This is a genomic window from Pseudomonas sp. M5 (assembly GCF_016907075.1).
Taxonomy (GTDB): Bacteria; Pseudomonadota; Gammaproteobacteria; order Pseudomonadales; family Pseudomonadaceae; genus Aquipseudomonas; species Aquipseudomonas putida_E.
In genome coordinates this window covers 56,668-80,133 of sequence record NZ_JAFBBH010000001.1, presented here as the reverse complement: position 1 = coordinate 80,133, position 23,466 = coordinate 56,668, and the positions used below count along the sequence as shown (strand labels likewise).

The window sequence follows — 23,466 nt, the reverse complement described above, 5'->3', positions numbered from 1 at the left end:
GGCGGTGGAACACAAGCCCATGTTAGCCCTTTGTCTAACCAGGGTCACTCGTTAAAGTCATGTTCGCCGCCTTACCTTCTGCGACAATTTGCCGTAGAATCACTCCGCCTTTTCAAGGCAACAATGTCCGTTGGAAGCTGTTTTCAAAGCGTCACGAGCACAGTTGATCCGGTAGAACGGCGTTGGCCCGGGCCATGCACCCCTCGCATGCCCGCGCCAGCCCTCATCAGCCCCCGTTCTGCAGGCGTAAAACTTTGAAAGCAGCTTCTGTAAGGATTCTCTGCGACCCTGGCTGGGCGGCCCAAGAAGCCGTGATGGCGCATGGGTGCAGAGAATGCTGGATGAGCGTCCCGGACTCCCTTTAGGGACCACTGATGAGGGTAATAACTGTGCTTGAAGCCTACCGCAAACACATCGAAGAGCGTGCCGCCCTGGGTATCGTGCCCCAGCCGCTGAACGCCGAACAAACCGCAGGCCTGGTCGAGCTGCTGAAAAACCCGCCGGCCGGCGAAGAAGCCTTCCTCGTAGACCTGATCACCCACCGCGTTCCACCAGGAGTCGACGAAGCTGCCTACGTCAAGGCCGCTTTCCTGTCTGCCGTGGCCAAGGGTGAAGCCAACTCGCCACTGATCGACCGCAAGCACGCCACCGAGCTGCTGGGTACCATGCAGGGCGGCTACAACATCGAAACGCTGGTCGCGCTGCTGGATGACGCCGAACTGGGCGCCGTCGCGGCCGAAAAGCTCAAGCACACCCTGCTGATGTTCGATGCTTTCCACGACGTGGCCGAAAAAGCCAAGGCGGGCAATGCTCACGCCAAGGCCGTGCTGGAATCCTGGGCTGCCGGCGAGTGGTTCACCTCGCGTCCGGCCATCGCCGACAAGTACACCCTGACCGTGTTCAAAGTGCCGGGCGAAACCAACACTGACGACCTGTCCCCTGCCCCGGACGCCTGGTCGCGCCCTGACATCCCGCTGCACGCCCTGGCCATGCTGAAAATGGCCCGCGACGGCATCGAGCCGCAGCAGCCGGGCTCGGTCGGCCCGCTGGCGCAGATCGAAGCGGTCAAGGCCAAAGGCTTCCCGGTCGCCTACGTCGGTGACGTGGTCGGTACCGGTTCTTCGCGCAAATCCGCCACCAACTCGGTGCTGTGGTTCTTCGGCGACGACATCCCGTACGTGCCGAACAAGCGCGCCGGTGGCTTCTGCTTCGGCACCAAGATCGCCCCGATCTTCTACAACACCATGGAAGACGCCGGTGCCCTGCCGATCGAATTCGACTGCACCAACCTGGGCATGGGCGACGTCATCGACGTTTACCCATACAAAGGTGAAGTACGCCGTCACGACAGCGACGAGCTGGTCACCAGCTTCGGGCTGAAAACCGAAGTACTGCTGGATGAAGTCCGCGCTGGCGGCCGTATCCCGCTGATCGTCGGCCGTGGCCTGACCGAAAAAGCCCGTACCGAGCTGGGCCTGGGTGCATCCGACCTGTTCAAGAAGCCAGAGCAGCCTGCCGATTCCGGCAAGGGCTTCACCCTGGCTCAGAAAATGGTCGGCCGTGCCTGCGGCCTGCCCGAAGGCCAGGGCGTGCGCCCAGGTGCTTACTGCGAGCCGAAGATGACCACCGTCGGCTCCCAGGACACCACTGGCCCGATGACCCGCGATGAGCTCAAAGACCTGGCGTGCCTGGGCTTCTCCGCTGACCTGGTGATGCAGTCGTTCTGCCACACCGCGGCCTATCCGAAGCCGATCGACGTCACTACCCACCACACCCTGCCAGACTTCATCCGCACCCGTGGCGGCGTGTCGCTGCGCCCAGGCGACGGCATCATCCACAGCTGGCTGAACCGTATGCTGATGCCTGACACCGTCGGTACCGGTGGTGACTCGCACACCCGTTTCCCGATCGGCATCTCGTTCCCGGCCGGTTCCGGCCTGGTGGCCTTCGCCGCCGCCACCGGCGTCATGCCGCTGGACATGCCAGAGTCGATCCTGGTGCGCTTCAAGGGCAAACTGCAGCCAGGCATCACCCTGCGTGACCTGGTGCATGCCATCCCTTACTACGCCATCCAGCAGGGCCTGCTGACCGTCGAGAAGAAAGGCAAGAAAAACGCCTTCTCCGGCCGCATCCTGGAAATCGAAGGCCTGGACGAACTGACCGTCGAGCAAGCGTTCGAACTGTCCGACGCCTCGGCCGAGCGTTCCGCTGCCGGCTGCACCATCAAGCTGCCGGAAAAGGCCATCGCCGAGTACCTAAAGTCGAACATCACCCTGCTGCGCTGGATGATCGGCGAAGGCTACGGCGATGCCCGCACCCTGGAGCGTCGCGCCCAGGCCATGGAAGCCTGGCTGGCCAAGCCTGAGCTGCTGTCGGCTGACGCCGATGCCGAATACGCCGAAATCATCGAAATCGACCTGGCCGACGTCAAGGAGCCTGTGCTCTGCGCGCCGAACGACCCGGACGACGCCCGCCTGCTGTCGTCGGTACAGGGCGAGAAGATCGACGAAGTGTTCATCGGTTCGTGCATGACCAACATTGGTCACTTCCGCGCTGCCGGCAAGCTGCTGGAGAAGGTCAAGGGCGGTATTCCGACTCGTCTGTGGCTGGCTCCGCCAACCAAGATGGACGCCCACCAGCTGACCGAAGAAGGCTACTACGGCATCTACGGCAAGGCCGGTGCGCGCATGGAAATGCCAGGCTGCTCGCTGTGCATGGGTAACCAGGCACGTGTGCAGACCGGTTCGACCGTGGTCTCCACGTCGACCCGTAACTTCCCGAACCGCCTGGGCGACGCCACCAACGTCTACCTGGCATCGGCCGAGCTGGCTGCTGTCGCATCGATCATCGGCAAGCTGCCGACCGTCGAGGAGTACATGCAGTACGCGAAAGACATCGACAGCATGGCTGCCGACGTTTACCGCTATCTGAGCTTCGACCAGATCGCCGAGTTCCGCGAAGCTGCGGCCAACGCCAAGATCCCGGTTGTTCAAGCGTAATCAGCGGTACGCTACAAGAAAAAACCCCGGCATCAATGCCGGGGTTTTTTGCTTTTGCTCGCCTCAGATCACGAACAAATCCACAAACCGGTGCACCGCCGCACCCTCCAGCCGCTGCTGATCCTCGCACAGCTCGAAAATCTCCAGGCAACGCTGAGGCGCAAACCGCGTCGCCAGGTTGTCCCTGAACTTGGCCTCCAGCAAAGGGATGCCCTCGCCGCGCCGGCGCCGGTGCCCGACCGGGTACTCCACCACCACCTGTTCGGTACTGCTGCCATCCTTGAAGAACACCTGCAAGCCATTGGCGATCGAGCGCTTGTCCGGCTCCAGGTATTCACGGCTGAAACGAGGGTCCTCGACCACCTCCATCTTTTCGCGCAGACGGTCGATGCTCGGGTGGGCGGCGTGGAAGGCATCTTCGTAATGCTCGGCCACCAGATGGCCGAATATAAGCGGCACCGCCACCATGTACTGCAGGCAGTGGTCGCGATCGGCAGCATTGGCCAGCGGGCCGACCTTGGAGATGATGCGAATGGCCGATTCCTGGGTGGTGATGACGATACGGTCGACTTCGTGCAGGCGGTTGCGCACTTGCGGGTGCAGGCTGACCGCGGCTTCGCAGGCGGTCTGGGCGTGGAACTCGGCCGGGAAACTGACCTTGAACAACACGTTCTCCATCACGTAGCTGGCCAACGCCTGCGGTACCCGCAGCGTCTGCTGGGCAGACGGCTTGAGCGCCAGGTCCTTGTTGGTATGGCTGAACGACACGTCATAAAAGCCCCACTGCGGCGCGGTCAGCACCCCGGGTACCCCCATCTCGCCACGCAGCGCGATATCGGCCAGGCGCACACCACGGCTCGAAGCATCGCCGGCGGCCCACGACTTGCGCGAGCCAGCGTTGGGTGCATGGCGGTAGGTGCGTAGCGCCTGGCCATCGACAAAGGCATGGGACAGGGCCGACAGCAGTTGTTCACGATTGGCCCCCATCAGCTTGGCGCACACGGCCGTGGAGGCCACCTTGACCAACAGCACGTGGTCGAGGCCGACACGATTGAAGGCGTTTTCCAGCGCCAGCACACCCTGGATCTCATGGGCCATGACCATCGCCTCGAGCACTTCACGCATGAGCAACGGGCCTTCACCCTTGGCCACCCGTTTTTGCGACAGGTGATCGGCCACCGCGAGGATCCCCCCAAGGTTATCGGAAGGGTGGGCCCACTCGGCGGCAAGCCAGGTGTCGTTGTAATCCAGCCAACGCACGGTGCAGCCGATATCCCAGGCGGCCTTGACCGGGTCGAGCCGGTAGCTGGTGCCGGGCACCCGGGCGCCATTGGGCACCACTGTTCCCTCCACCAGCGGGCCGAGGTGCTTGGTGCACTCTGGAAAGCGCAGGGCCAACAGGCCGCAGCCCAGGGTGTCCATCAGGCAATTGCGCGCGGTGTCCAGCGCCTCGAGGGATTCGACGCGGTAGGTGAGAACGTAATCGGCAAGGGTTTGCAGCACCCCGTCATAGTCAGGGCGCTCGTTCAGGTCTACGTTGGCGCTCATTTGCAGCTCCTTTGATTGGGGCTGCTACGCAGCCCATCGCCGGCAAGCCGGCGACGGGCCGCGCAGCGGCCCTGCTGATTCAAAGCCAAGCGCCAATGGTGCGTCAGAAGCTGTCGCCAGGCACCCTTACCCAGCCTTCCATCAACACCCGGGCACTACGACTCATGATTGCCTTGGTGACCGTCCACTCACCATCCACCTGGCTGGCCTGAGCCCCGACCCGCAAAGTGCCGGAGGGATGGCCGAAGCGCACGGCACTGCGCTCGCCCCCGCCAGCAGCGAGGTTGACCAACGTACCTGGAATGGCAGCAGCGGTACCGATGGCCACCGCAGCAGTACCCATCATCGCGTGGTGCAACTTGCCCATGGAAAGTGCACGCACCAGCAGGTCGATGTCAGCCGCCTCGACAGCCTTGCCACTGGACGCAGTGTAGGTGCTTGGCGGCGCAACGAAAGCCACCTTCGGCGTGTGCTGACGCCCGGCCGCCTGGTCGACATGTTCGATCAGCCCCATGCGCACGGCGCCATGGGCACGGATAGCCTCGAAACGCGTCAGCGCCTGGGCATCGCCATTGATCGCATCCTGCAGCTCGGTACCGGCATAACCGATATCGGTGGCATTGACGAAAATGGTCGGGATACCGGCGTTGATCAAGGTGGCTTTGAAGGTACCGACACCGGGCACTTCCAGGTCATCCACCAGGTTACCGGTAGGGAACATCGCACCGCCGCCTTCACCCTCATCGGCCGCCGGATCAAGGAATTCCAGTTGCACCTCTGCCGCCGGGAACGTCACACCGTCGAGCTCGAAGTCGCCGGTTTCCTGCACTTGGCCCTCGGTGATCGGCACATGAGCGATGATGGTCTTGCCTATATTGGCCTGCCAGATACGCACGGTAGCAACGCCATTGCGCGGGATGCGCGACGGCTCGACCAAGCCACTGCTGATGGCGAACGAGCCGACAGCAGCAGACAGGTTGCCGCAGTTGCCGCTCCAGTCGACGAAGGCCTTGTCGATGGCTACCTGGCCGAACAGGTAGTCGACGTCGTGCTCGGGCTTGGTGCTAGGTGAAAGGATCACGGTCTTGCTGGTGCTTGAGGTGGCGCCGCCCATGCCGTCGATCTGCTTGGCGTAGGGGTCGGGGCTACCGATGACCCGCAGGAGCAGTGCGTCACGGGCCGGCCCTGGGACTTGGGCTCGTTCAGGGAGGTCTTGCAGGCGGAAGAACACGCCTTTGCTGGTGCCGCCGCGGATGTAGGTGGCGGGGATCTTGATTTGTGGTGCGTGTGCCATGGTTGTGCTGTCCTGATAGTCCGGCGAAATACCCTTGGGGCTGCTTTGCAGCCCTTCGCGACGCAAGGCCGCTCCTACAGCCCCGGTAGGAGCGGCCTTGCGTCGCGAAAGGGCCGCAACGCGGCCCCGCTTTTCAAGCTCAGGCGGTGGCTTCGAGGAAATCCTGGGCAAAGCGCTGCAATACCCCGCCCGCCTCGTAGATCGACACCTCTTCGGCGGTATCGAGCCGGCAGGTCACCGGTACCTCGACCCGTTCGCCATTACTGCGCGTGACCACCAGCGTCAGGGTTGCACGCGGCTTGCGCTCACCTGCCACGTCATAGGTCTCGCTGCCATCCAGGCCCAGGGTCTTGCGGTCGGTGCCCGGCAGGAATTCGAGCGGCAACACGCCCATGCCCACCAGGTTGGTGCGGTGAATGCGCTCGAAGCCTTCGGCCACGATCGCCTCGACGCCCGCCAGCCGCACGCCCTTGGCCGCCCAGTCGCGGGACGAGCCTTGCCCATAGTCGGCACCGGCAACGATGATCAGCGGCTGCTTGCGCTGCATGTAGGTTTCGATGGCTTCCCACATCCGGGTCACCTTGCCCTCCGGCTCCAGGCGCGCCAGCGAACCCTGCTGCACGCTGCCATCGGGTTTGCGCACCATCTCGTTGAACAGCTTGGGGTTGGCGAAGGTGGCACGCTGTGCCGTCAGGTGGTCGCCGCGGTGCGTGGCGTAGGAGTTGAAGTCCTCCTCCGGCAGGCCCATCTTGGCCAGGTATTCACCCGCCGCGCTGTCGAGCAGGATGGCATTGGAAGGTGACAGGTGGTCGGTGGTGATGTTGTCCGGCAGCACCGCCAACGGACGCATGCCGCGCAACGTGCGCTCACCGGCCAGGGCGCCTTCCCAGTAGGGCGGGCGGCGGATATAGGTACTCATCGGGCGCCACTCGTAAAGCGGCGCCACTTTCGGCCCACGGTCTTGCTCGATAGCGAACATCGGGATGTAGACCTTGCGGAACTGCTCCGGCTTGACCGCAGCGCGCACCACCGCGTCGATCTCTTCGTCGCTTGGCCAGATGTCCTTGAGGCGGATTTGCTGACCATCGACTACGCCCAGTACATCCTTCTCGATGTCGAAGCGGATGGTGCCGGCAATGGCATAGGCCACCACCAGCGGCGGCGAAGCGAGAAATGCCTGCTTGGCGTACGGGTGGATGCGCCCATCGAAGTTGCGGTTGCCCGAGAGCACCGCCGTCGCGTAGAGGTCACGGTCGATGATTTCCTGCTGGATCACCGGGTCCAAAGCACCGGACATGCCGTTGCAGGTGGTGCAGGCGAAGGCGACGATACCAAAGCCCAGTTGCTCCAGCTCCTTCTCCAGCCCCGCTTCCTCCAGGTACAGCTGCACGGCCTTGGAGCCGGGCGCGAGCGACGACTTGACCCACGGCTTGCGCGCCAGGCCGAGCTTGTTGGCATTGCGCGCCAGCAGGCCAGCGGCGATCACGTTGCGCGGGTTGCTGGTGTTGGTGCAACTGGTAATCGCAGCGATGATCACTGCGCCGTCAGGCATCTGCCCCGGCACCTCATCCCAGGCGCCGGCGATGCCCTTGGCTGCCAACTCACTGGTGGCAACCCGGGCATGCGGGTTGGACGGCCCGGCCATGTTGCGCACCACGCTCGACAGGTCGAAGTTCAGCACGCGTTCGTATTCGGCCGTGGCCAACGCGTCAGCCCACAAGCCCGTGGCCTTGGCGTAGGTTTCCACCAGTTTAACCTGCTGATCTTCACGGCCGGTCAGTTTCAGGTAGTCGATGGTCTGCTGGTCGATGGCGAACATCGCAGCGGTTGCACCATATTCCGGCGCCATGTTGGAGATGGTCGCACGGTCACCGAGCGTCAGGGCGCGTGCACCTTCGCCGTAGAACTCGAGGTAGGCGCCAACCACCTTCTGCTTGCGCAGGAACTCGGTCAAGGCCAGCACCAGGTCGGTGGCGGTGATGTTGGGCGCCAGCTTGCCGCGCAGCTCCACGCCGACAATTTCCGGCAGGCGCATCCACGAGGCACGGCCCAGCATGACATTTTCAGCTTCCAGGCCGCCGACGCCGATGGCGATCACGCCCAGCGCGTCGACATGCGGGGTATGGCTGTCGGTGCCCACGCAGGTGTCCGGGTAGGCCACACCGCGATCGCTGTGGATCACCGGCGACATTTTCTCCAGATTGATCTGGTGCATGATGCCGTTACCGGGCTGGATCACATCGACGTTCTTGAACGCCTTCTTGGTCCAGTTGATGAAATGGAAGCGGTCTTCGTTGCGACGGTCTTCAATGGCGCGGTTCTTGTCAAAGGCCTGCGGGTCGAAACCACCGCACTCGACGGCCAGCGAGTGATCGACGATCAGTTGCACCGGCACGACCGGGTTGACTGCCGCCGGGTCGCCACCTTTCTCGGCGATGGCGTCACGCAGGCCGGCGAGGTCGACCAGCGCGGTCTGGCCGAGGATGTCGTGGCACACCACGCGCGCCGGGAACCACGGGAAGTCGAGGTCGCGCTTGCGTTCGATCAGCTGGCCGAGCGAGGCGTTCAGGGTTGCAGGGTCGCAGCGGCGCACCAGGTTTTCGGCGAGCACGCGCGAGGTGTAAGGCAGGTTGTCGTAGGCACCGGGCTTGATGGCCTCGACCGCGGCACGGGCATCGAAATAGTCCAGGTCAGTGCCTGGCAGGGCTTTGCGGTATGCAGTGTTCATAGAATATCGGCTCGGTCACGGTACGGTCGTGGATGAACGCACAGGCCCTGCAATCACTGTGGGAGCCAGCTCCCACAGGGTCGCTATAGGGCCTGTTGTTTCAGCGCTGCTCGATTGGCACGAACTGGCGCTGCTCGACGCCGACATACTCGGCGCTCGGGCGGATGATGCGGTTGTTGGCGCGCTGTTCGAACACGTGCGCTGCCCAGCCGGTCAGGCGCGAGCAGACAAAGATCGGGGTGAACAGCTTGGTCGGGATGCCCATGAAGTGATACGCCGAGGCATGGTAGAAATCGGCGTTGGGGAACAGACGCTTCTGCTCCCACATGGTCTTGTCGATGGCTTCTGAGACCGGGAACAGCACCTTGTCACCGACTGCGTCGGCCAGCTGCTTCGACCAACCCTTGATCACCTCGTTGCGCGGATCGGACTCTTTGTAGATGGCATGGCCAAAGCCCATGATCTTGTCCTTGCGCTCGAGCATGCGCAGCAACTCTGCAGTGGCTTCCTGCGGGTTCTGGAAGCGCTCGATCAGCTCCATCGCCGCCTCGTTGGCACCGCCGTGCAGTGGGCCGCGCAGCGAGCCGATGGCCGCGGTGATGCAGGAGTACAGGTCCGATAGCGTCGAGGCGCAGACCCGGGCGGTGAAGGTCGATGCGTTGAACTCGTGCTCTGCATACAGGATCAGCGAAACGTTCATTACCTTGACATGCAACTCGCTCGGCTTCTTGCCGTGCAGCAGGTGCAGGAAATGCCCGCCCAGGGTGTCTTCATCGCTGGTGCAGTCGATACGTACGCCATGGTGGGTGAAGCGGTACCAATAGCACATCACCGCCGGGAACAGCGCCAGCAGGCGGTCGGTCTTGTCGTGTTGGGCGTCGAAGGTCAACTCCGACTCCAGCGTACCCAGCACCGAGCAGCCGGTGCGCATGACGTCCATCGGGTGCGCGTCGCGCGGGATGCGCTCGAGCACTTCTTTCAGCGCCTGCGGCAGGTCGCGCAGGCCCTTGAGCTTGTGTTTGTAATCGGCAAGTTCTGCCTTGCTGGGCAACTCGCCGTATAGCAGCAGGTAGGCCACTTCTTCGAATTCGGCGCCTGCTGCCAGGTCGCGCACATCATAACCCCGGTAAGTCAGGCCGGCGCCGGCCTGGCCGACGGTCGACAGAGCGGTCTGGCCGGCCACCTGGCCACGCAGGCCTGCGCCACTGAGTACTTTTGCTTCGGCCATGGTGTTTCTCCTTTCTTGAATTTGTTATGGATATCGTTCTGGCTAAATCAGGGTGCCTGTACCGGCCCTATCGCCGGCATTGGCTCAACCTTTTTTCTGCGCAAACAAGGCATCGAGGCTCTGCTCGAATGCGTGGTAGCCAATGGCATCGTAGAGCTCCATGCGGGTCTGCATGGTGTCGATCACATTCTTCTGCGTGCCGTCGCGACGCAGCGCGGTGTAGACATTCTCGGCCGCCTTGTTCATGGCGCGGAACGCCGACAGCGGGTAGAGCACCAACGACACGTCCACGCCAGCCAGCTCTTGGGTGGTGAACAGCGGCGTGGCACCGAACTCGGTGATGTTGGCCAGGATCGGCGCCTTCACCCGGTCGGCGAAGGTCTTGTACATCTGCAGTTCGGTAATGGCCTCAGGGAAAATCATGTCGGCGCCGGCCTCGATGCAGGCGGCGGCGCGGTCCAGGGCTGCGTTCAGGCCTTCCACAGCCAGGGCATCGGTACGTGCCATGATCACGAAGCTGTCATCGGTACGGGCATCGACCGCAGCCTTGATGCGGTCGACCATCTCCTGCTGGGAGACGATTTCCTTGTTCGGCCGGTGGCCGCAGCGCTTGGCGCCTACCTGGTCTTCGATATGGATGGCGGCGGCACCGAACTTGCTCATCGAACGCACCGTGCGCGCAACGTTGAAGGCCGAGGCACCGAAGCCGGTGTCGACATCTACCAGCAATGGCAGGTCGCAGACGTCGGTGATGCGCCGCACATCGGTCAGCACGTCATCAAGACCGGTGATGCCCAGGTCCGGCAAGCCCAGCGAACCGGCGGCGACACCGCCACCGGACAGGTAGATGGCCTTGAAGCCGGCGCGCTTGGCCAGCAGCGCATGGTTGGCGTTGATGGCGCCGACCACCTGCAGTGGATGTTCGGCGGCAACGGCATCGCGAAAACGCTGACCGGGGGTGCTCTTCACAGTCATTTCTCACCTCAAAGGCTATTATTGTTGGCGTCCAGGTAGTGACGCTCGATGTTGCGCTTGGACGCACCGATGTGGCGGCGCATCAGGAGTTCGGCCAGCTCGCCGTCACGATCGGCGATGGCATCGAGAATGCGGTGGTGTTCGGCGAAGGCCTGGCGCGGGCGGTTGGGCGTGGCGGAAAACTGGATGCGGTACATGCGCACCAGCTGGTACAGCTCGCCGCAGAGCATCTTGACCAGGGTCTGGTTGCCGCTGCCCTGGATGATCCGGTAATGGAAGTCGTAATCGCCTTCCTGCTGGTAGTAACCCACCCCCGCCTGGAACGCCGCGTCGCGTTCGTGGGTGTCCAGCACCCGGCGCAGCTCGTCGATATCGCCTTGGCTCATGCGCTCGGCCGCCAGGCGGCAAGCCATGCCCTCCAGCGACTCACGGATTTCGTACAGCTCGATCAGCTCGGCATGGCTGAGCGACACCACGCGTGCACCTACATGTGGCACCCGCACCAGCAGGCGCTGGCCCTCCAGGCGATGGATGGCCTCACGCAGCGGGCCACGGCTGATGCCATAGGTGCGCGCCAGCTCCGGCTCGGAGATTTTGCTGCCCGGGGCTATTTCCCCCTTGACGATCGCGGCCTGGATGCGCCGGAAGACATGCTCGGACAAGGTTTCCGTTTCATCCGGCACTGAAGGGCTGGGGGTAATGAGGTCCAGCATATTGTTGACACCTTGATAAGCCATTGAGGAGAAATTAGCGAAACAAGCCCATTCAGTCAAAGAGAAAATGAACATTGTCGACAATTGTCTAAGCGCGAACTTAGTGAGTGATGGCGTTGTCAGATCGCGACGCGCTGGCGCCAAGGCATCGGCGTGATAGAATGCCGCGCCTCCAACGGAGTATGGATAGCGTTTCTGTCATCCATTCATGTTGTTGACAGACGAACCGAGGAAGCTTGCGCAGTACCTGCCAGTCGCCTTGCCCCGAACCTTGCACAGCACCGCGCCAGGACTATGAGACTTACACCCGTTTTATTGCTGTCATGCCTCACCCTGCTGCCGGCCCTTGGCCAGGCGGCGGGCAAGACCGTGTACGGTCTTAACGAATACGCCCGCCTCGGCGACCTCGACCTGGAAGTGGCCGCCAAACTCGACACCGGCGCCAAGACCGCGTCCCTGAGTGCCCGCGACATCAAGCGCTTCAAGCGCGACGGCGAGAGCTGGGTGCGTTTCTACCTGGCGATAGACGCCGCCCATTCGCACCCCATCGAACGCCCGTTGGCGCGGGTCAGCAAGATCAAGCGCCGCGCAGGCGACTATGATGCCGAATCGGGCAAGGCCTATACCGCCCGCCCGGTCATCGAACTCGAAATCTGCATGGGCCAGGCCCTGCGCACCATCGAAGTCAACCTCACCGACCGCAGCGCGTTCCAGTTCCCGCTGCTGATCGGTTCCGAGGCGCTCAAGCACTTCGACGCGCTGGTCGACCCAAGCCTTAAATACGCGGCCGGCAAACCTGCCTGTGCCACCGACGCTCCCAAAGCAGAGTAATCCCGATGCGCTCTCTTACCCTCCATCTGAAAGTCCTGATCACCGTACTGGTGCTGCTGGGCGTGGCGGTCACGGCCTATCAGATCTTCTTCCTCGGCATCCCGGTGACCGAAGACGAAACCGACGACCTTTGGAACATCGACGCCAAGGTCGAGTTCGTCGCCAGCAGCAAGGACCCGGTCAAGGTACAAATGTTCGTACCGCCGCTGAACCGCGACTATGTCAGCCTCAACGAGAGCTTCATCTCCAACAACTACGGGGTCAGCGTCAACCGCGCCGATGGCAACCGCAAGGTAACCTGGTCGGCCCGCCGCGCCAGCGGCAACCAGACCCTCTATTACCGCCTGGTGCTGACCAAGCGCTACAGCAGCGAAAAGGCCGCCATCAAAGGCCCGACCTTCCGTGACAGCCTTGCCGTAGAAGGCCCCGAGAAGATCGCCGCCGAAGCCCTGATGGCGCCGATCCGCCAGCACTCGGCCGACGTCGAGACCTTCGTCAGCGAAACCATCAAGCGGGTGAACAACCTCAACGACGACAACGTCAAGCTGCTGCTGGCCGGCGATACCTCGCCCATGAAGAAGGCCCAGGTCATCGACCTGCTGCTGTCGATCGCGCATGTACCGATGGAAAAGGTCCATACCATCCGCCTGGTGGCCGATACGCCGCAGTCCCCCGAGCTCTGGCTGCGCAGCTTCAACGGCAGCGACTGGCTGTACTTCAACCCGGACACCGGTGAGCAGGGCCTGCCCAGCGACCGCCTGCTGTGGTGGACCGGTGATGACAACCTGGTCACCGTCGATGGCGGCAAGAAAGCCAACGTCACTTTCAGCATGAACAACAGCGAGATGAACGCCATCCGCCTGGCCAAGCTGACCGACGAGAACACCGACGCCGACTTCCTCGAGTACTCGCTGTACGGCCTGCCGCTGCAGACCCAGCAGACCTTCATGATCATGGTGATGATCCCGATCGGCGTGCTGGTGATCCTGGTCCTGCGCAACCTGATCGGCATCCAGACCCTGGGCACGTTCACACCGGTACTGATCGCCCTGGCGTTCCGCGAGACCCAGCTGGGCTTCGGCATCGTGCTGTTCACCGTGATCACCGCATTGGGCCTGTCGCTGCGCTCCTACCTGGAGCACCTCAAGCTGCAGATGCTGCCGCGCCTCTCGGTGGTACTGACCTTCGTCGTGGTATTGATTGCCGCCATCAGCCTGTTCAGCCACAAGCTGGGGCTGGAACGCGGCCTGTCGGTAGCGCTGTTCCCGATGGTGATCCTGACCATGACCATCGAGCGCCTGTCGATCACCTGGGAAGAACGTGGCGGCGGTCATGCCATGAAAGTGGCGATCGGCACCCTGTTCGCAGCGTCGCTTGCCCACCTGCTGATGATGGTGCCGGAGCTGGTGTACTTCGTCTTCACCTTCCCGGCGGTACTGCTGATCCTGGTGGGCTTCATGCTGGCGATGGGTCGCTACCGCGGCTACCGCCTGACCGAGCTGGTGCGCTTCAAGGCATTCCTGAAGAAGGCTGACGCCTGATGTTTGGCCTGATCAAGACGTGGAAAGCCCTGGAGGCCCGGGGCATCATGGGTATCAACCGGCGCAATGCCGACTATGTGCTCAAGTACAACAAGCGCAACCTGTACCCGATCGTCGACGACAAGATCATCACCAAGGAGCGTGCGCTGGCAGCGGGCATTCACGTGCCTGAAATGTACGGCATCATCGAGACCGAGAAGCAGATCGACAAGCTTCACGAGATCATCGGCGGGCGCAACGACTTCGTCATCAAGCCGGCCCAGGGGGCCGGCGGTGACGGCATCCTGGTGATTGCCGACCGCTTCGAGGACCGCTACCGCACCGTTTCCGGCAAGATCATCAGCCATGAAGAGATCGAGCATCAGGTCTCCAGCATCCTGACCGGCCTGTACTCACTCGGCGGGCACCGCGACCGCGCGCTGATCGAGTACCGGGTAACCCCCGACCAGATCTTCAAGAGCATCAGTTACGAAGGTGTGCCGGACATCCGCATCATCGTGCTGATGGGCTACCCGGTAATGGCCATGCTGCGCCTGCCGACCCGCCAGTCCGGCGGCAAGGCCAACCTGCACCAGGGCGCCATCGGCGTAGGTGTGGACCTGGCCACGGGAGTGACCCTTCGCGGTACCTGGCTGAACAACATCATCAGCAAGCACCCGGATACCACCAATGCGGTGGATGGCGTACAGCTGCCGAACTGGGACGGCTTCATGAAGCTGGCAGCCGGCTGCTATGAGCTGTGCGGCCTGGGCTACATCGGTGTGGACATGGTGCTGGACCAGGACAAGGGGCCATTGATTCTCGAACTCAATGCCCGCCCTGGCCTGAACATCCAGATCGCCAACGACACCGGGCTGACCCAACGCACCCATGCCATCGAGGCGCACATCGAGGCGCTGGCCAAGGACGGCGTGACCGAGGATGCCGAACAGCGTGTCCGGGTCGCGCAAAGCCTGTTCGGGCACGTGCATCCGGGCTGATAGCTCTGCCCCCATCGCCGGCAAGCCGGCGATGGCTTCAACCCACTGCCTGAAAGTCACACTGGCGCTAGGCGCATTTCCTGCGCAGGTCTACAATCGCCCTCCTCGCTTTTACATCGCCGTCCACACTGATGCCGACCTGTACGCTCTACCCCCTGCCCTATCAGCCCGACCCCGCCGCGTACTTCGCCCGCCTGCGCCAGGCGCCCGGGGCGATCCTGCTCGACAGCGCCCGCCCAGGCGCCGAGCGCGGCCGCTTCGACCTGCTCAGCGCCTGGCCGCTGCAACACTTGCAGGTACTGCCCGACGAAGATGGCCGGGCCTTCCTGCAACGGCTGCGCGCCAGCCTGAAACAACTGGGCCCTGCGCAGTTGCCCGGTGGTGTCGAGCTGCCATTTGCCGGCGGCCTGATCGGCTACCTCAGCTACGACTTCGGCCGACGCCTGGAGCACCTGCCCTGCCTCGCCACGGATGACCTCGGCCTGCCCGACGCCCAGCTTGGGTTGTATGGCTGGGCGCTGGTGACCGACCACCAGCATGGCACCAGCCAACTGGTGTTCCACCCCCAGCTGGCTGATGACGAGCGCGAGCGCCTCATCGCCTTGTTTGAAGACACCGACAACGCTGCAAGCGGCGATTTCCGCCTGCTCGCCGCCATGACGGGTGATTTGCAGCCAGGGCAATACGAGGCAGCATTCGATCAGGTACAGCGCTACATTCAGGCCGGCGATTGCTACCAGATCAACCTGACCCAACGCTTCCGCGCACCTTGCCAGGGCGACCCCTGGCGCGCCTACCAGGCCTTGCGCAAGGCCTGCCCGACGCCGTTCTCTGGCTACCAGCAACTGGCCGACGGCAGCGCACTGCTGAGCTTTTCTCCAGAACGCTTCATCCGCGTCAGCCAGGGGCAAGTGGAGACCCGCCCGATCAAGGGCACCCGCCCGCGCTCTGCCGACCCGGCAGAAGACGCCCGCAATGCCGAGGCGCTGCGCCACAGCCCCAAGGACCGCTCGGAAAACCTGATGATCGTGGACCTGCTGCGTAACGACCTGGGCCGCACTTGCCAGATCGGTTCGGTGAAGGTGCCAGAGCTGTTCAGCCTGGAAAGCTACCCCAACGTGCACCATCTGGTCAGCAGCGTCACCGGGCAACTGGCCACCGACAAGGACGCCCTGGACCTGATCGGCGACAGCTTCCCAGGCGGTTCGATCACCGGCGCCCCCAAGATTCGCGCCATGCAGATCATCGACGAGCTGGAGCCCAGCCGCCGCGCGCTGTATTGCGGGTCCTTGCTGTACGTGGATGTGCGCGGTGAAATGGACAGTTCCATCGCCATTCGCAGCCTGCTGGTCAAGGATGGGCAGGTCAGCTGCTGGGGCGGCGGCGCGGTGGTGGCGGACTCCGACTGGCAATCGGAATACGAAGAATCGATCGCCAAGGTACGGGTATTGATGGAGACCTTGCAGAGCCTGTGACCCAGCGTTTGCCTGCGCCGGCCCAGGGCCGGTGCAGGCACAGCGTCTAGCCTGCCATTTTTTGTTACCATCACCTCATTACGAGCGCACAGCGCCACAGCCAAGATGGAAACCGCCTGATGAGCCAACCCTTCGACGTCGCCGCCCTGGCCGCGACCTACGCCAGCAAATCCCCGCAGGACATTCTCAAGCTCGCCTTCGAGCACTTCGGCGACGACCTGTGGATTTCTTTCAGCGGTGCCGAGGACGTGGTGCTGGTCGACATGGCCTGGAAGCTGAACAAGCAGGTCAAGGTGTTCAGCCTCGACACCGGCCGCCTGCACCCTGAGACTTACCGGTTCATCGACCAGGTGCGTGAGCAGTACAGCCTGCCAATCGAGATCCTCAGCCCGGACCGTGCCAAACTCGACCCGTTCGTTCAGGAAAAGGGCCTGTTCAGTTTCTACAAGGACGGCCATGGCGAGTGCTGTGGCATCCGCAAGATCGAGCCACTGCGGCGCAAGCTCGCCACTGTCAGCGCCTGGGCCACCGGCCAGCGCCGCGACCAGAGCCCAGGCACCCGCAGCCAGGTGGCAGCACTGGAAATCGACAGCGCGTTCTCCACAGCGGAACGCACCCTGTACAAATTCAACCCGCTGGCGCAGATGACCAGCGCGGAAGTCTGGGGCTACATCCGAATGCTCGAGCTACCGTACAACAGCCTCCACGAGCGCGGCTTCATCAGCATCGGTTGCGAGCCCTGCACCCGCCCGGTACTGCCGAACCAGCACGAACGTGAAGGCCGCTGGTGGTGGGAAGAGTCGACCCAGAAGGAATGCGGGCTGCACGCCGGCAACCTGATCAGCAAGGCCTGAAGGCAGCTGCAAGCCTCAAGCTATAATCTGCAAGTCCCAAGAAGAAAGAGCAGCCCACATGGGCTGCTCTTTCTCGAAGCTTGCAGCTTGAAGCTGCTTTTTCAGTGCACCGGCAACTCGACACCGGCAAACAGCTCTTCGAGTTCCTGCTTGTTGTGGCACTGGATCGCCTTGGCCATCACTTCACGCGTCAGGTGCGGCGCAAATTTCTCAATGAAGTCGCACATGAAGCCGCGCAGGAAGGTGCCGCGGCGGAAGCCGATCTTGGTGATGCTGGCCTCGAACAGCTCACTGGCATCAAGCGCCACCAGGTCGCTGTCCAGCTTGCTGTCCACCGCCATCTTGGCCACGATGCCCACGCCCAGCCCCAAGCGCACGTAAGTCTTGATCACGTCGGCGTCAGCAGCAGTGAACACCACCTTCGGCGTCAGGCCGCGGTGATTGAAGGCCTCATCCAGCTTGGAGCGGCCAGTGAACCCGAATACATAGGTGACGATCGGGTATTCGGCTACAGCTTCCAGCGTCAGCTTCGGCAATTTGGCCAGCGGGTGACCCTGCGGCACCACCACGCAGCGGTTCCACTTGTAGCACGGCATCATGATCAGGTCGCCGAACAGCTCCAGCGCCTCGGTGGCAATGGCAAAGTCGACGGTACCGTCCGCAGCCATCTCGGCAATCTGCATGGGTGAACCCTGATGCATGTGCAGGGCGACTTCCGGGTACTGCTTGATGAAGCTGCTGATGACCGGCGGCAGCGCATAGCGAGCCTGGGTATGGGTGGTAGCGATGGACAGCGTACCCTTCTTCTCGTTGGAGAATTCCTGGGCGATCTGCTTGATGCTTTCGACCTTGCGCAGGATTTCACCAGCGGTGTTGATGATGCGCTCACCTGCCGGAGTGACACGGGTCAGATGCTTGCCGCTGCGGGCAAAGACTTCAACACCCAGTTCATCCTCGAGCAGGCGGATTTGTTTGCTGATCCCCGGCTGAGAGGTGTACAGACTCTGCGCCGTCGCGGAGACGTTGAGGTCGTGGTGCGCCACTTCCCAGATGTAGCGCAGTTGTTGAAGCTTCATAGGTTTCCCTCGAATCAGCGGTAAGTCAGCGGCAGCAGGCAGCGACGGGATATAACTATATTAGTGGTTCTCGAAATAAAACTAGAACTATTTTGTTACATGCCGCTCCGAAACTGCCCACCATCAGCTTCACGTTTTCCTACGGCCGAGATGCTGCGAAAGCGGCACCATGTACACCGGCACCGCAGACAACTGCAGCAAGCGCACAGCCGTTCGGCCAATCGGCACATCTACCCCAGCACCGGCGCTGTGGCTGCCGAAAATCAGCAAGTCCACGCTCAAACGTTGCGCCTGTTCCAGGATGACCTGCGCCGGATCACCCTGGCGCACCCGGACCGCCTTGATCACCGCCAGGTCCGCGTCCTCGCCCAGCTCCTCGCGAAAGTTCTCCAGCACACGCTGCTCGATGTTGGCCATCACCGTATTGACGCCCTCGCTATGCAACGCATCGAGCGTCTGCTCATCGAGGTAGCTTTGCAGGAGGGATTCGGCGAACTGCCCCATGGGTTCTACGGCATGAATCACATACAGTTCCGCGCCGAACGTGCGGGCCAGGGCCAAGGCATGCTGCATGACAAAAGGGGCGTAGACACCGAGGTCGGTGGCGTACAGCATGGAGCGGATCATTCGACCTCCTCGACTGCCGTGGCGGCAGAGCAAGCTTCAGCTTAGCAGCGCGCCGGGCGCTCGCTCGGCCGCCCGGCGCACTGCCAATGCGGGCTGTAGAGGTTTCAGCCGGCGCGATTGGCGCGATCGACGAAGGCCAGTGCCTGGTAGAGCATCTGCATGCGCGGCACGCTGCACCCCGCAGCGCGCGCCCGGGCCAGAGGCTCGGCATAGATAGCCTGAAGCTCCAGCGGTCGCTGCTGGACGTGATCGTGGTACATGCTCGGCCAGTAGTCGGGCATCTGCTCGGTGACCCGGAACAAGTGCTCGGCATAACCGGCAGGCAACTCGTGACCACAGGCGGCGGCCGCCTGGACCACCTCAGCCATCAACGCCCGAACCAGCTCACGGCTGTCGGCATCTGCCATCAGCGGTAAGGTACTGGCACCAAGCAACACCGAAAGGCCGTTGTAGGGGACATTCCACACTAGCTTCTGCCAGCGAGCCTGACCGAGGTCGTCCATGGCCTGGGAGTCGATACCCGCGGCGCGGAACAGCCTGGCGCCCTCCTCTACGATGCTCAGCCCCCCGTCGCTGGCGGGCCCGCTGTGATAGCCCAGGTTGACCGCACCCAGCGCCTGATGGCGTATCACACCAGGGCTCACGCGGTTGACACAGATAAAGCACAAGCCACCGAGCAGGTGCAGATTGCCGGGCAACGCTGCCCGCAACTGCTCCTCGACACCCAACCCGTTCTGCAGCAGCACCACCTTGGCATCGGGTGCCGATGCCTGCGCAATCAGCGCCGCCAATTCGCCATTGCTGGTCGCCTTTGCACCCACCAGCAACCAATCGCACGGCGGCATGTCGGCAGCGCTGGCATAAGCCTGCACCGGCATGCGCCAGTCGCCGTGCACGGCGCTTTCCAGCCTCAGGCCATGCTCCCGAACCTGCGCAAATTCACTGCGCAGCAAAAAATGCACGTCAAACCCGGCCCGCGCCAGCATCAGGCCATAAAAGCCGCCGATGGCACCACTGCCAATAATGCCAATGCGTGGTTTGCGAGGGTCCATGCTGATCTCCTGATAAATGTCGGTGTGCTTTTCTACACCTGTTGAGGCATTTTGCGCACCCAAATAGCAGTACAAGCCTGTAGCACCAGGGAAAAACCCTGCACAGGCGCACTGCAGCCCATTGTCGCGCCCCCAGTAACGCGCTAAGGTTCGGCTCCCCGCTGCGAACATTCTTGCTGCTGGGCCGCACGGGGATTGCTGGCGGCCGGCACCGTGACCTGACGAGTAACACGATGGCTGATTTACCGATCGACGACCTTAACGTTGCCTCCAACGAGACCTTGATCACTCCCGATCAGCTCAAGAAGGAAATCCCCCTCAGCGCCAAAGCCTTGCAGACCGTTACTGCCGGCCGCGAAGTGGTGCGCAATATCCTCGACGGGAAAGACCATCGCCTGTTCGTAGTGGTCGGCCCGTGCTCGATCCACGATATCAAGGCCGCTCACGAATACGCTGAGCGCCTCAAGGTGCTGGCTGAGGAAGTTTCCGACACGCTGTATCTGGTAATGCGTGTTTACTTCGAGAAGCCGCGCACCACGGTCGGCTGGAAAGGCCTGATCAACGACCCTTATCTGGATGACTCGTTCAAGATCCAGGACGGCCTGCACATCGGCCGCCAACTGCTGTTGGACCTGGCCGAAATGGGCTTGCCAACCGCCACCGAAGCGCTCGACCCGATCTCGCCGCAGTACCTGCAAGACCTGATCAGTTGGTCGGCCATTGGCGCGCGCACCACCGAATCCCAGACCCACCGTGAAATGGCCTCGGGCCTGTCCTCGGCGGTCGGCTTCAAGAACGGCACCGATGGCGGCCTGACCGTGGCCATCAACGCCCTTCAGTCGGTATCCAAGCCGCACCGTTTCCTGGGCATCAACCAGGAAGGCGGCGTATCCATCGTCACTACCAAGGGCAACCCCTACGGCCACGTAGTGCTGCGTGGCGGCAACGGCAAGCCGAACTACGATTCGGTCAGCGTTGCCCTGTGCGAACAGGACCTGGCCAAGGCAAAGATCAAGGCCAACATCATGGTCGACTGCAGCCACGCCAACTCCAACAAGGACCCGGCCTTGCAGCCGCTGGTCATGGAGAACGTCGCCAACCAGATCCTCGAAGGCAACCAGTCGATCATTGGCTTGATGGTCGAAAGCCACCTGAACTGGGGCGCCCAGTCGATCCCGAAGAACCTGGAAGATCTGCAGTACGGCGTATCGGTCACCGACGCCTGCATCGACTGGTCTGCCACAGAGAACACCCTGCGCAGCATGCACGCCAAGCTCAAGGATGTACTGCCCAAGCGCAAGCGCGGCTGAACGTGGCCACAAAATGAAACGCCGGGCTTAGCCCGGCGTTTTCGCATGTGCAGTCAGCAGGTTCAGGCTTTACTCGAATGACGCTGCTTGCGCTCCATGTAGCGTTCGACGTACGAGCAGGAAGGAATCACCGTGTAGCCCATCTGGTCCGCATACTCCAAGGCCCTTTCGGTCAGTGCTGCAGCGATGCCGCGGCCGCGCAAGGCGTTGGGGACGAAAGTGCGATAGATATCCAGCGTCTGCTTGCCCAGATCCATGTACGTCAGGTAGGCACGATGACCGTCCACGTTGGTCTCGAACTGATGACCGGCCTGGTCATGGTGGATGGTCAGCGCTTCACTCATCACTACTCCTCGCAGGCCTTTTGGGCAGACCTTTACCTTAATCGATGGTGATGTATCCGGCAGAGGAACCAATGCGTGCAGCGCCTATGCCACCTCTTGCCCCTTGGACCGCAGGCCGATTGCAATGGTTCTGCCGGACCGGGCCATCAAATAGTAGGCGCGACACCCCGGATTGCTCAAGGTGGCATCGGTTAAAAGTCACGGCAATGAGCTCGAACCCCTGTACGAACTGACCTGCAAACTCAGCCGGACACTCTTGGGCTTTAGACGTACAACGACCCTTAAAGTCACCGTTAGTTCAACAAAAAAGTTCCCATACAACAATCGCTTGCGCCGCCTGCACAGCGTGCTCACAAAAAGCCTGAAAATCTCGTCAAGCACCCTTGGGCAACATTTTTTTTACCGTTCTTGCGCTGAGTCAGTTTACTTACTACAAGTAATGGGTACTATGTACGCCGGCCAGTTTCTCTTTCCTGAGAGATGGCTATTTAATAGAAAGTCCTTGAAGGGGAACACGATGAACAACGTTCTGAAATTCTCTGCTCTGGCTCTGGCCGCAGTTCTGGCTACCGGTTGCAGCAGCGTATCCAAAGAAACCGAAGCTCGTCTGACTGCGACTGAAGACGCAGCAGCTCGCGCTCAGGCCCGTGCTGACGAAGCCTACCGTAAGGCTGACGATGCAATGGCAGCCGCTCAGAAGGCTCAGCAGACCGCTGACGAAGCCAATGAGCGCGCTCTGCGTATGCTGGACAAAGCCAGCCGCAAGTAATAGTCCTCACGGATTGTTAAGAAGCCGACCCACTTGTGGGGTCGGCTTTTTTATTGCCGCTACAAAAGCAAACAGCACAAATGAAAAAGCCTGCCCAGGCGTTTGACCTGGGCAGGCTTCAGCCCTATCGCTCAAGGGCTTACTGCAGTTCTGGCGGAATGCTCGACACCATGGGAGCTGCACCCTGGTTATCGACGGGCACGGCAATTTCCACCGGCATGCCATCTTCGGCAGCGACCACGTCGCGGACCATGTCCCAGTTCATGCGCACATTGTTGGCCAGGTCTTCGCGCTTGAGCAGTGCGTTGATGACAGCAGTGTGCTTGTCGACCACCGAAGGGTCGCCGTGATCGTCCAGCGGTGTGTGCGCCTCGAGGTATACCTTGCCACCACTGATTCCGAACTTGTACGGCTCGTTGATGATGCGCACCGGCGTACCGACCGGGACCATCTTCGACAGCTCCAGCACATTATTGTTGAACATGCGGAAGCAACCATGGCTGGTGCGCATGCCAATGCCGAACTTCTTGTTCGAACCGTGAATCAGATAACCCGGCACGCCCAGGGTGAACTTGTAAGGCCCCAGCGGGTTGTCTGGCCCGGCCGGCACCACGGTTGGCAGGATGTCACCGTCGGCGGCGTGCTCAGCACGGATCGAAGCCGGTGGCGTCCAGGTCGGGTTTGGGGTTTTGGCAATGATCTTGGTGTTGGCGATGGGGGAACCCCAGCCTTCACGACCGATCCCCAGCGGGAAGGTGTACACCACGCTCTGCCCTTTCGGGAAGTAGTACAACCGGTATTCAGCAAGGTTGATGACAACGCCCTCGCGGGGCCCCGGCGGAAGCACGTAGCGGGTCGGCAGGATGATCTCGGTACCGGCGCCCGGCAGCCATGGGTCGACACCCGGGTTGGCGGCGATCATCTCCAGGTAGCCGAGGTCGTTGGCAGTGCCGATGTCGGCAAAGGTGTCCTCATACTTGGCCTTGATCACCTGTACCTGGCCAACGACGTCTTCTCCCGGAGGCGGCAGCGGCAGCTCCAGTGCAACGGCGGGGCCTGCTGCCAGCAGGCCGGCCAGGGTCAGGCAGCGGGTGACGGCGGGAAAGCGCGGCAACATCCGGT

At 62.2% G+C, this 23,466-nt stretch carries 19 protein-coding genes; 8 read left to right on the top strand and 11 right to left on the bottom strand.

Translation table 11 applies throughout. The features are described from left to right. The first annotated feature begins 389 nt into the window (after positions 1–389). Positions 390–2,999 carry a bifunctional aconitate hydratase 2/2-methylisocitrate dehydratase gene (acnB, locus tag JOE27_RS00385; RefSeq protein WP_204920600.1) on the top strand — a complete coding sequence of 870 codons (2,610 nt, stop codon included), beginning with the start codon at positions 390–392 and terminating at the stop codon, positions 2,997–2,999. Between the two features lie 63 nt (positions 3,000–3,062). On the opposite strand, the gene prpD is transcribed toward acnB, so the two are convergent. From prpD to JOE27_RS00355, 6 genes are all read right to left on the bottom strand, one after another. After that, entirely contained in the window at positions 3,063–4,547 is a 1,485-nt protein-coding gene (prpD, locus tag JOE27_RS00380; protein ID WP_115275354.1) for a 2-methylcitrate dehydratase, read from the bottom strand. Positions 4,548–4,650: 103 nt separating this feature from the next. Then, positions 4,651–5,841, bottom strand: a complete 1,191-nt coding sequence (gene prpF, locus JOE27_RS00375; RefSeq protein ID WP_204917518.1) for a 2-methylaconitate cis-trans isomerase PrpF — start codon at positions 5,839–5,841, stop codon at positions 4,651–4,653. A 139-nt stretch (positions 5,842–5,980) separates the two neighbouring features. Further along, positions 5,981–8,569 carry a Fe/S-dependent 2-methylisocitrate dehydratase AcnD gene (gene acnD / locus JOE27_RS00370; RefSeq protein ID WP_174141622.1) on the bottom strand — a complete coding sequence of 863 codons (2,589 nt, stop codon included), beginning with the start codon at positions 8,567–8,569 and terminating at the stop codon, positions 5,981–5,983. Between the two features lie 100 nt (positions 8,570–8,669). Next, a complete protein-coding gene (gene prpC, locus JOE27_RS00365; RefSeq protein WP_115275356.1) occupies positions 8,670–9,797 on the bottom strand; it encodes a 2-methylcitrate synthase in 1,128 nt (375 codons plus the stop codon). An 84-nt stretch (positions 9,798–9,881) separates the two neighbouring features. Continuing rightward, complete coding sequence (prpB, locus tag JOE27_RS00360; RefSeq protein WP_012313676.1) at positions 9,882–10,772, bottom strand: methylisocitrate lyase; 891 nt, start codon at positions 10,770–10,772, stop codon at positions 9,882–9,884. An 8-nt stretch (positions 10,773–10,780) separates the two neighbouring features. Next, on the bottom strand, positions 10,781–11,485 hold the full coding sequence (locus JOE27_RS00355) for a GntR family transcriptional regulator (protein ID WP_115275357.1): 705 nt from the start codon (positions 11,483–11,485) through the stop codon (positions 10,781–10,783). 294 nt (positions 11,486–11,779) lie between these two features. Here JOE27_RS00355 and JOE27_RS00350 point away from each other — a divergent pair, with 294 nt between their 5' ends. The 5 genes from JOE27_RS00350 (at position 11,780) to JOE27_RS00330 (ending at position 17,166) form a co-directional block, all read left to right on the top strand. After that, a complete protein-coding gene (locus tag JOE27_RS00350; RefSeq protein WP_046787313.1) occupies positions 11,780–12,316 on the top strand; it encodes an ATP-dependent zinc protease in 537 nt (178 codons plus the stop codon). Positions 12,317–12,321: 5 nt separating this feature from the next. Continuing rightward, positions 12,322–13,857, top strand: a complete 1,536-nt coding sequence (locus tag JOE27_RS00345) for an inactive transglutaminase family protein (protein WP_012313673.1) — start codon at positions 12,322–12,324, stop codon at positions 13,855–13,857. Next, positions 13,857–14,837 (top strand): alpha-L-glutamate ligase-like protein, encoded by a 981-nt coding sequence (locus JOE27_RS00340; protein ID WP_115275358.1) that lies wholly within the window; start codon positions 13,857–13,859, stop codon positions 14,835–14,837. The genes JOE27_RS00345 and JOE27_RS00340 overlap by 1 nt, the downstream gene beginning before the upstream one ends. Before the next feature lie 131 nt (positions 14,838–14,968). Further along, the gene (gene pabB, locus JOE27_RS00335) at positions 14,969–16,312 is read left to right on the top strand and encodes an aminodeoxychorismate synthase component I (protein ID WP_174141620.1); all 1,344 of its coding nucleotides are present in this window, start codon (positions 14,969–14,971) and stop codon (positions 16,310–16,312) included. Between the two features lie 119 nt (positions 16,313–16,431). After that, positions 16,432–17,166, top strand: coding sequence for a phosphoadenylyl-sulfate reductase (locus tag JOE27_RS00330; RefSeq protein ID WP_046787316.1), 735 nt, complete (start codon positions 16,432–16,434; stop codon positions 17,164–17,166). A gap of 101 nt (positions 17,167–17,267) precedes the next feature. On the opposite strand, the gene cysB is transcribed toward JOE27_RS00330, so the two are convergent. The 3 genes from cysB to JOE27_RS00315 form a co-directional block, all read right to left on the bottom strand. Then, the gene (gene cysB, locus JOE27_RS00325) at positions 17,268–18,242 is read right to left on the bottom strand and encodes an HTH-type transcriptional regulator CysB (protein ID WP_046787317.1); all 975 of its coding nucleotides are present in this window, start codon (positions 18,240–18,242) and stop codon (positions 17,268–17,270) included. Positions 18,243–18,371: 129 nt separating this feature from the next. Beyond that, positions 18,372–18,869, bottom strand: coding sequence for a universal stress protein (locus JOE27_RS00320; protein ID WP_012313668.1), 498 nt, complete (start codon positions 18,867–18,869; stop codon positions 18,372–18,374). Positions 18,870–18,973: 104 nt separating this feature from the next. Beyond that, a complete protein-coding gene (locus tag JOE27_RS00315; protein ID WP_204917514.1) occupies positions 18,974–19,921 on the bottom strand; it encodes a putative 2-dehydropantoate 2-reductase in 948 nt (315 codons plus the stop codon). 233 nt (positions 19,922–20,154) lie between these two features. On the opposite strand from JOE27_RS00315, the gene JOE27_RS00310 reads away from it, so the two are divergent. Next, on the top strand, positions 20,155–21,231 hold the full coding sequence (locus JOE27_RS00310) for a 3-deoxy-7-phosphoheptulonate synthase (RefSeq protein ID WP_046787319.1): 1,077 nt from the start codon (positions 20,155–20,157) through the stop codon (positions 21,229–21,231). 62 nt (positions 21,232–21,293) lie between these two features. Here the strand turns inward: JOE27_RS00310 and JOE27_RS00305 are convergent, their stop codons facing one another. Beyond that, on the bottom strand, positions 21,294–21,575 hold the full coding sequence (locus tag JOE27_RS00305) for a GNAT family N-acetyltransferase (protein ID WP_046787320.1): 282 nt from the start codon (positions 21,573–21,575) through the stop codon (positions 21,294–21,296). A gap of 517 nt (positions 21,576–22,092) precedes the next feature. Here JOE27_RS00305 and JOE27_RS00300 point away from each other — a divergent pair. Further along, positions 22,093–22,344: an Lpp/OprI family alanine-zipper lipoprotein gene (locus JOE27_RS00300; RefSeq protein WP_003250288.1), complete on the top strand. Its 252-nt coding sequence runs from the start codon at positions 22,093–22,095 to the stop codon at positions 22,342–22,344. 139 nt (positions 22,345–22,483) lie between these two features. Here JOE27_RS00300 and JOE27_RS00295 read toward each other — a convergent pair whose 3' ends face one another. Beyond that, positions 22,484–23,461, bottom strand: coding sequence for a L,D-transpeptidase family protein (locus JOE27_RS00295; RefSeq protein WP_046787321.1), 978 nt, complete (start codon positions 23,459–23,461; stop codon positions 22,484–22,486). Between the last annotated feature and the right edge of the window lie 5 nt (positions 23,462–23,466).

What these genes read in the sequence shown, in the direction of transcription:
- JOE27_RS00345 (WP_012313673.1), top strand. Translation starts at nt 12,322, where the DNA reads ATGCGCTCTCTTACCCTCCATCTGAAAGTCCTGATCACCGTACTGGTG.
- JOE27_RS00330 (WP_046787316.1), top strand. Translation starts at nt 16,432, where the DNA reads ATGAGCCAACCCTTCGACGTCGCCGCCCTGGCCGCGACCTACGCCAGC.
- cysB (WP_046787317.1), bottom strand. Translation starts at nt 18,242, where the DNA reads ATGAAGCTTCAACAACTGCGCTACATCTGGGAAGTGGCGCACCACGAC.
- JOE27_RS00295 (WP_046787321.1), bottom strand. Translation starts at nt 23,461, where the DNA reads ATGTTGCCGCGCTTTCCCGCCGTCACCCGCTGCCTGACCCTGGCCGGC.
- prpB (WP_012313676.1), bottom strand. Translation starts at nt 10,772, where the DNA reads ATGACTGTGAAGAGCACCCCCGGTCAGCGTTTTCGCGATGCCGTTGCC.
- JOE27_RS00305 (WP_046787320.1), bottom strand. Translation starts at nt 21,575, where the DNA reads ATGAGTGAAGCGCTGACCATCCACCATGACCAGGCCGGTCATCAGTTC.
- prpF (WP_204917518.1), bottom strand. Translation starts at nt 5,841, where the DNA reads ATGGCACACGCACCACAAATCAAGATCCCCGCCACCTACATCCGCGGC.
- prpC (WP_115275356.1), bottom strand. Translation starts at nt 9,797, where the DNA reads ATGGCCGAAGCAAAAGTACTCAGTGGCGCAGGCCTGCGTGGCCAGGTG.
- JOE27_RS00355 (WP_115275357.1), bottom strand. Translation starts at nt 11,485, where the DNA reads ATGCTGGACCTCATTACCCCCAGCCCTTCAGTGCCGGATGAAACGGAA.
- acnD (WP_174141622.1), bottom strand. Translation starts at nt 8,569, where the DNA reads ATGAACACTGCATACCGCAAAGCCCTGCCAGGCACTGACCTGGACTAT.
- JOE27_RS00310 (WP_046787319.1), top strand. Translation starts at nt 20,155, where the DNA reads ATGGCTGATTTACCGATCGACGACCTTAACGTTGCCTCCAACGAGACC.
- pabB (WP_174141620.1), top strand. Translation starts at nt 14,969, where the DNA reads ATGCCGACCTGTACGCTCTACCCCCTGCCCTATCAGCCCGACCCCGCC.
- JOE27_RS00340 (WP_115275358.1), top strand. Translation starts at nt 13,857, where the DNA reads ATGTTTGGCCTGATCAAGACGTGGAAAGCCCTGGAGGCCCGGGGCATC.
- JOE27_RS00320 (WP_012313668.1), bottom strand. Translation starts at nt 18,869, where the DNA reads ATGATCCGCTCCATGCTGTACGCCACCGACCTCGGTGTCTACGCCCCT.
- JOE27_RS00350 (WP_046787313.1), top strand. Translation starts at nt 11,780, where the DNA reads ATGAGACTTACACCCGTTTTATTGCTGTCATGCCTCACCCTGCTGCCG.
- JOE27_RS00315 (WP_204917514.1), bottom strand. Translation starts at nt 19,921, where the DNA reads ATGGACCCTCGCAAACCACGCATTGGCATTATTGGCAGTGGTGCCATC.
- JOE27_RS00300 (WP_003250288.1), top strand. Translation starts at nt 22,093, where the DNA reads ATGAACAACGTTCTGAAATTCTCTGCTCTGGCTCTGGCCGCAGTTCTG.
- prpD (WP_115275354.1), bottom strand. Translation starts at nt 4,547, where the DNA reads ATGAGCGCCAACGTAGACCTGAACGAGCGCCCTGACTATGACGGGGTG.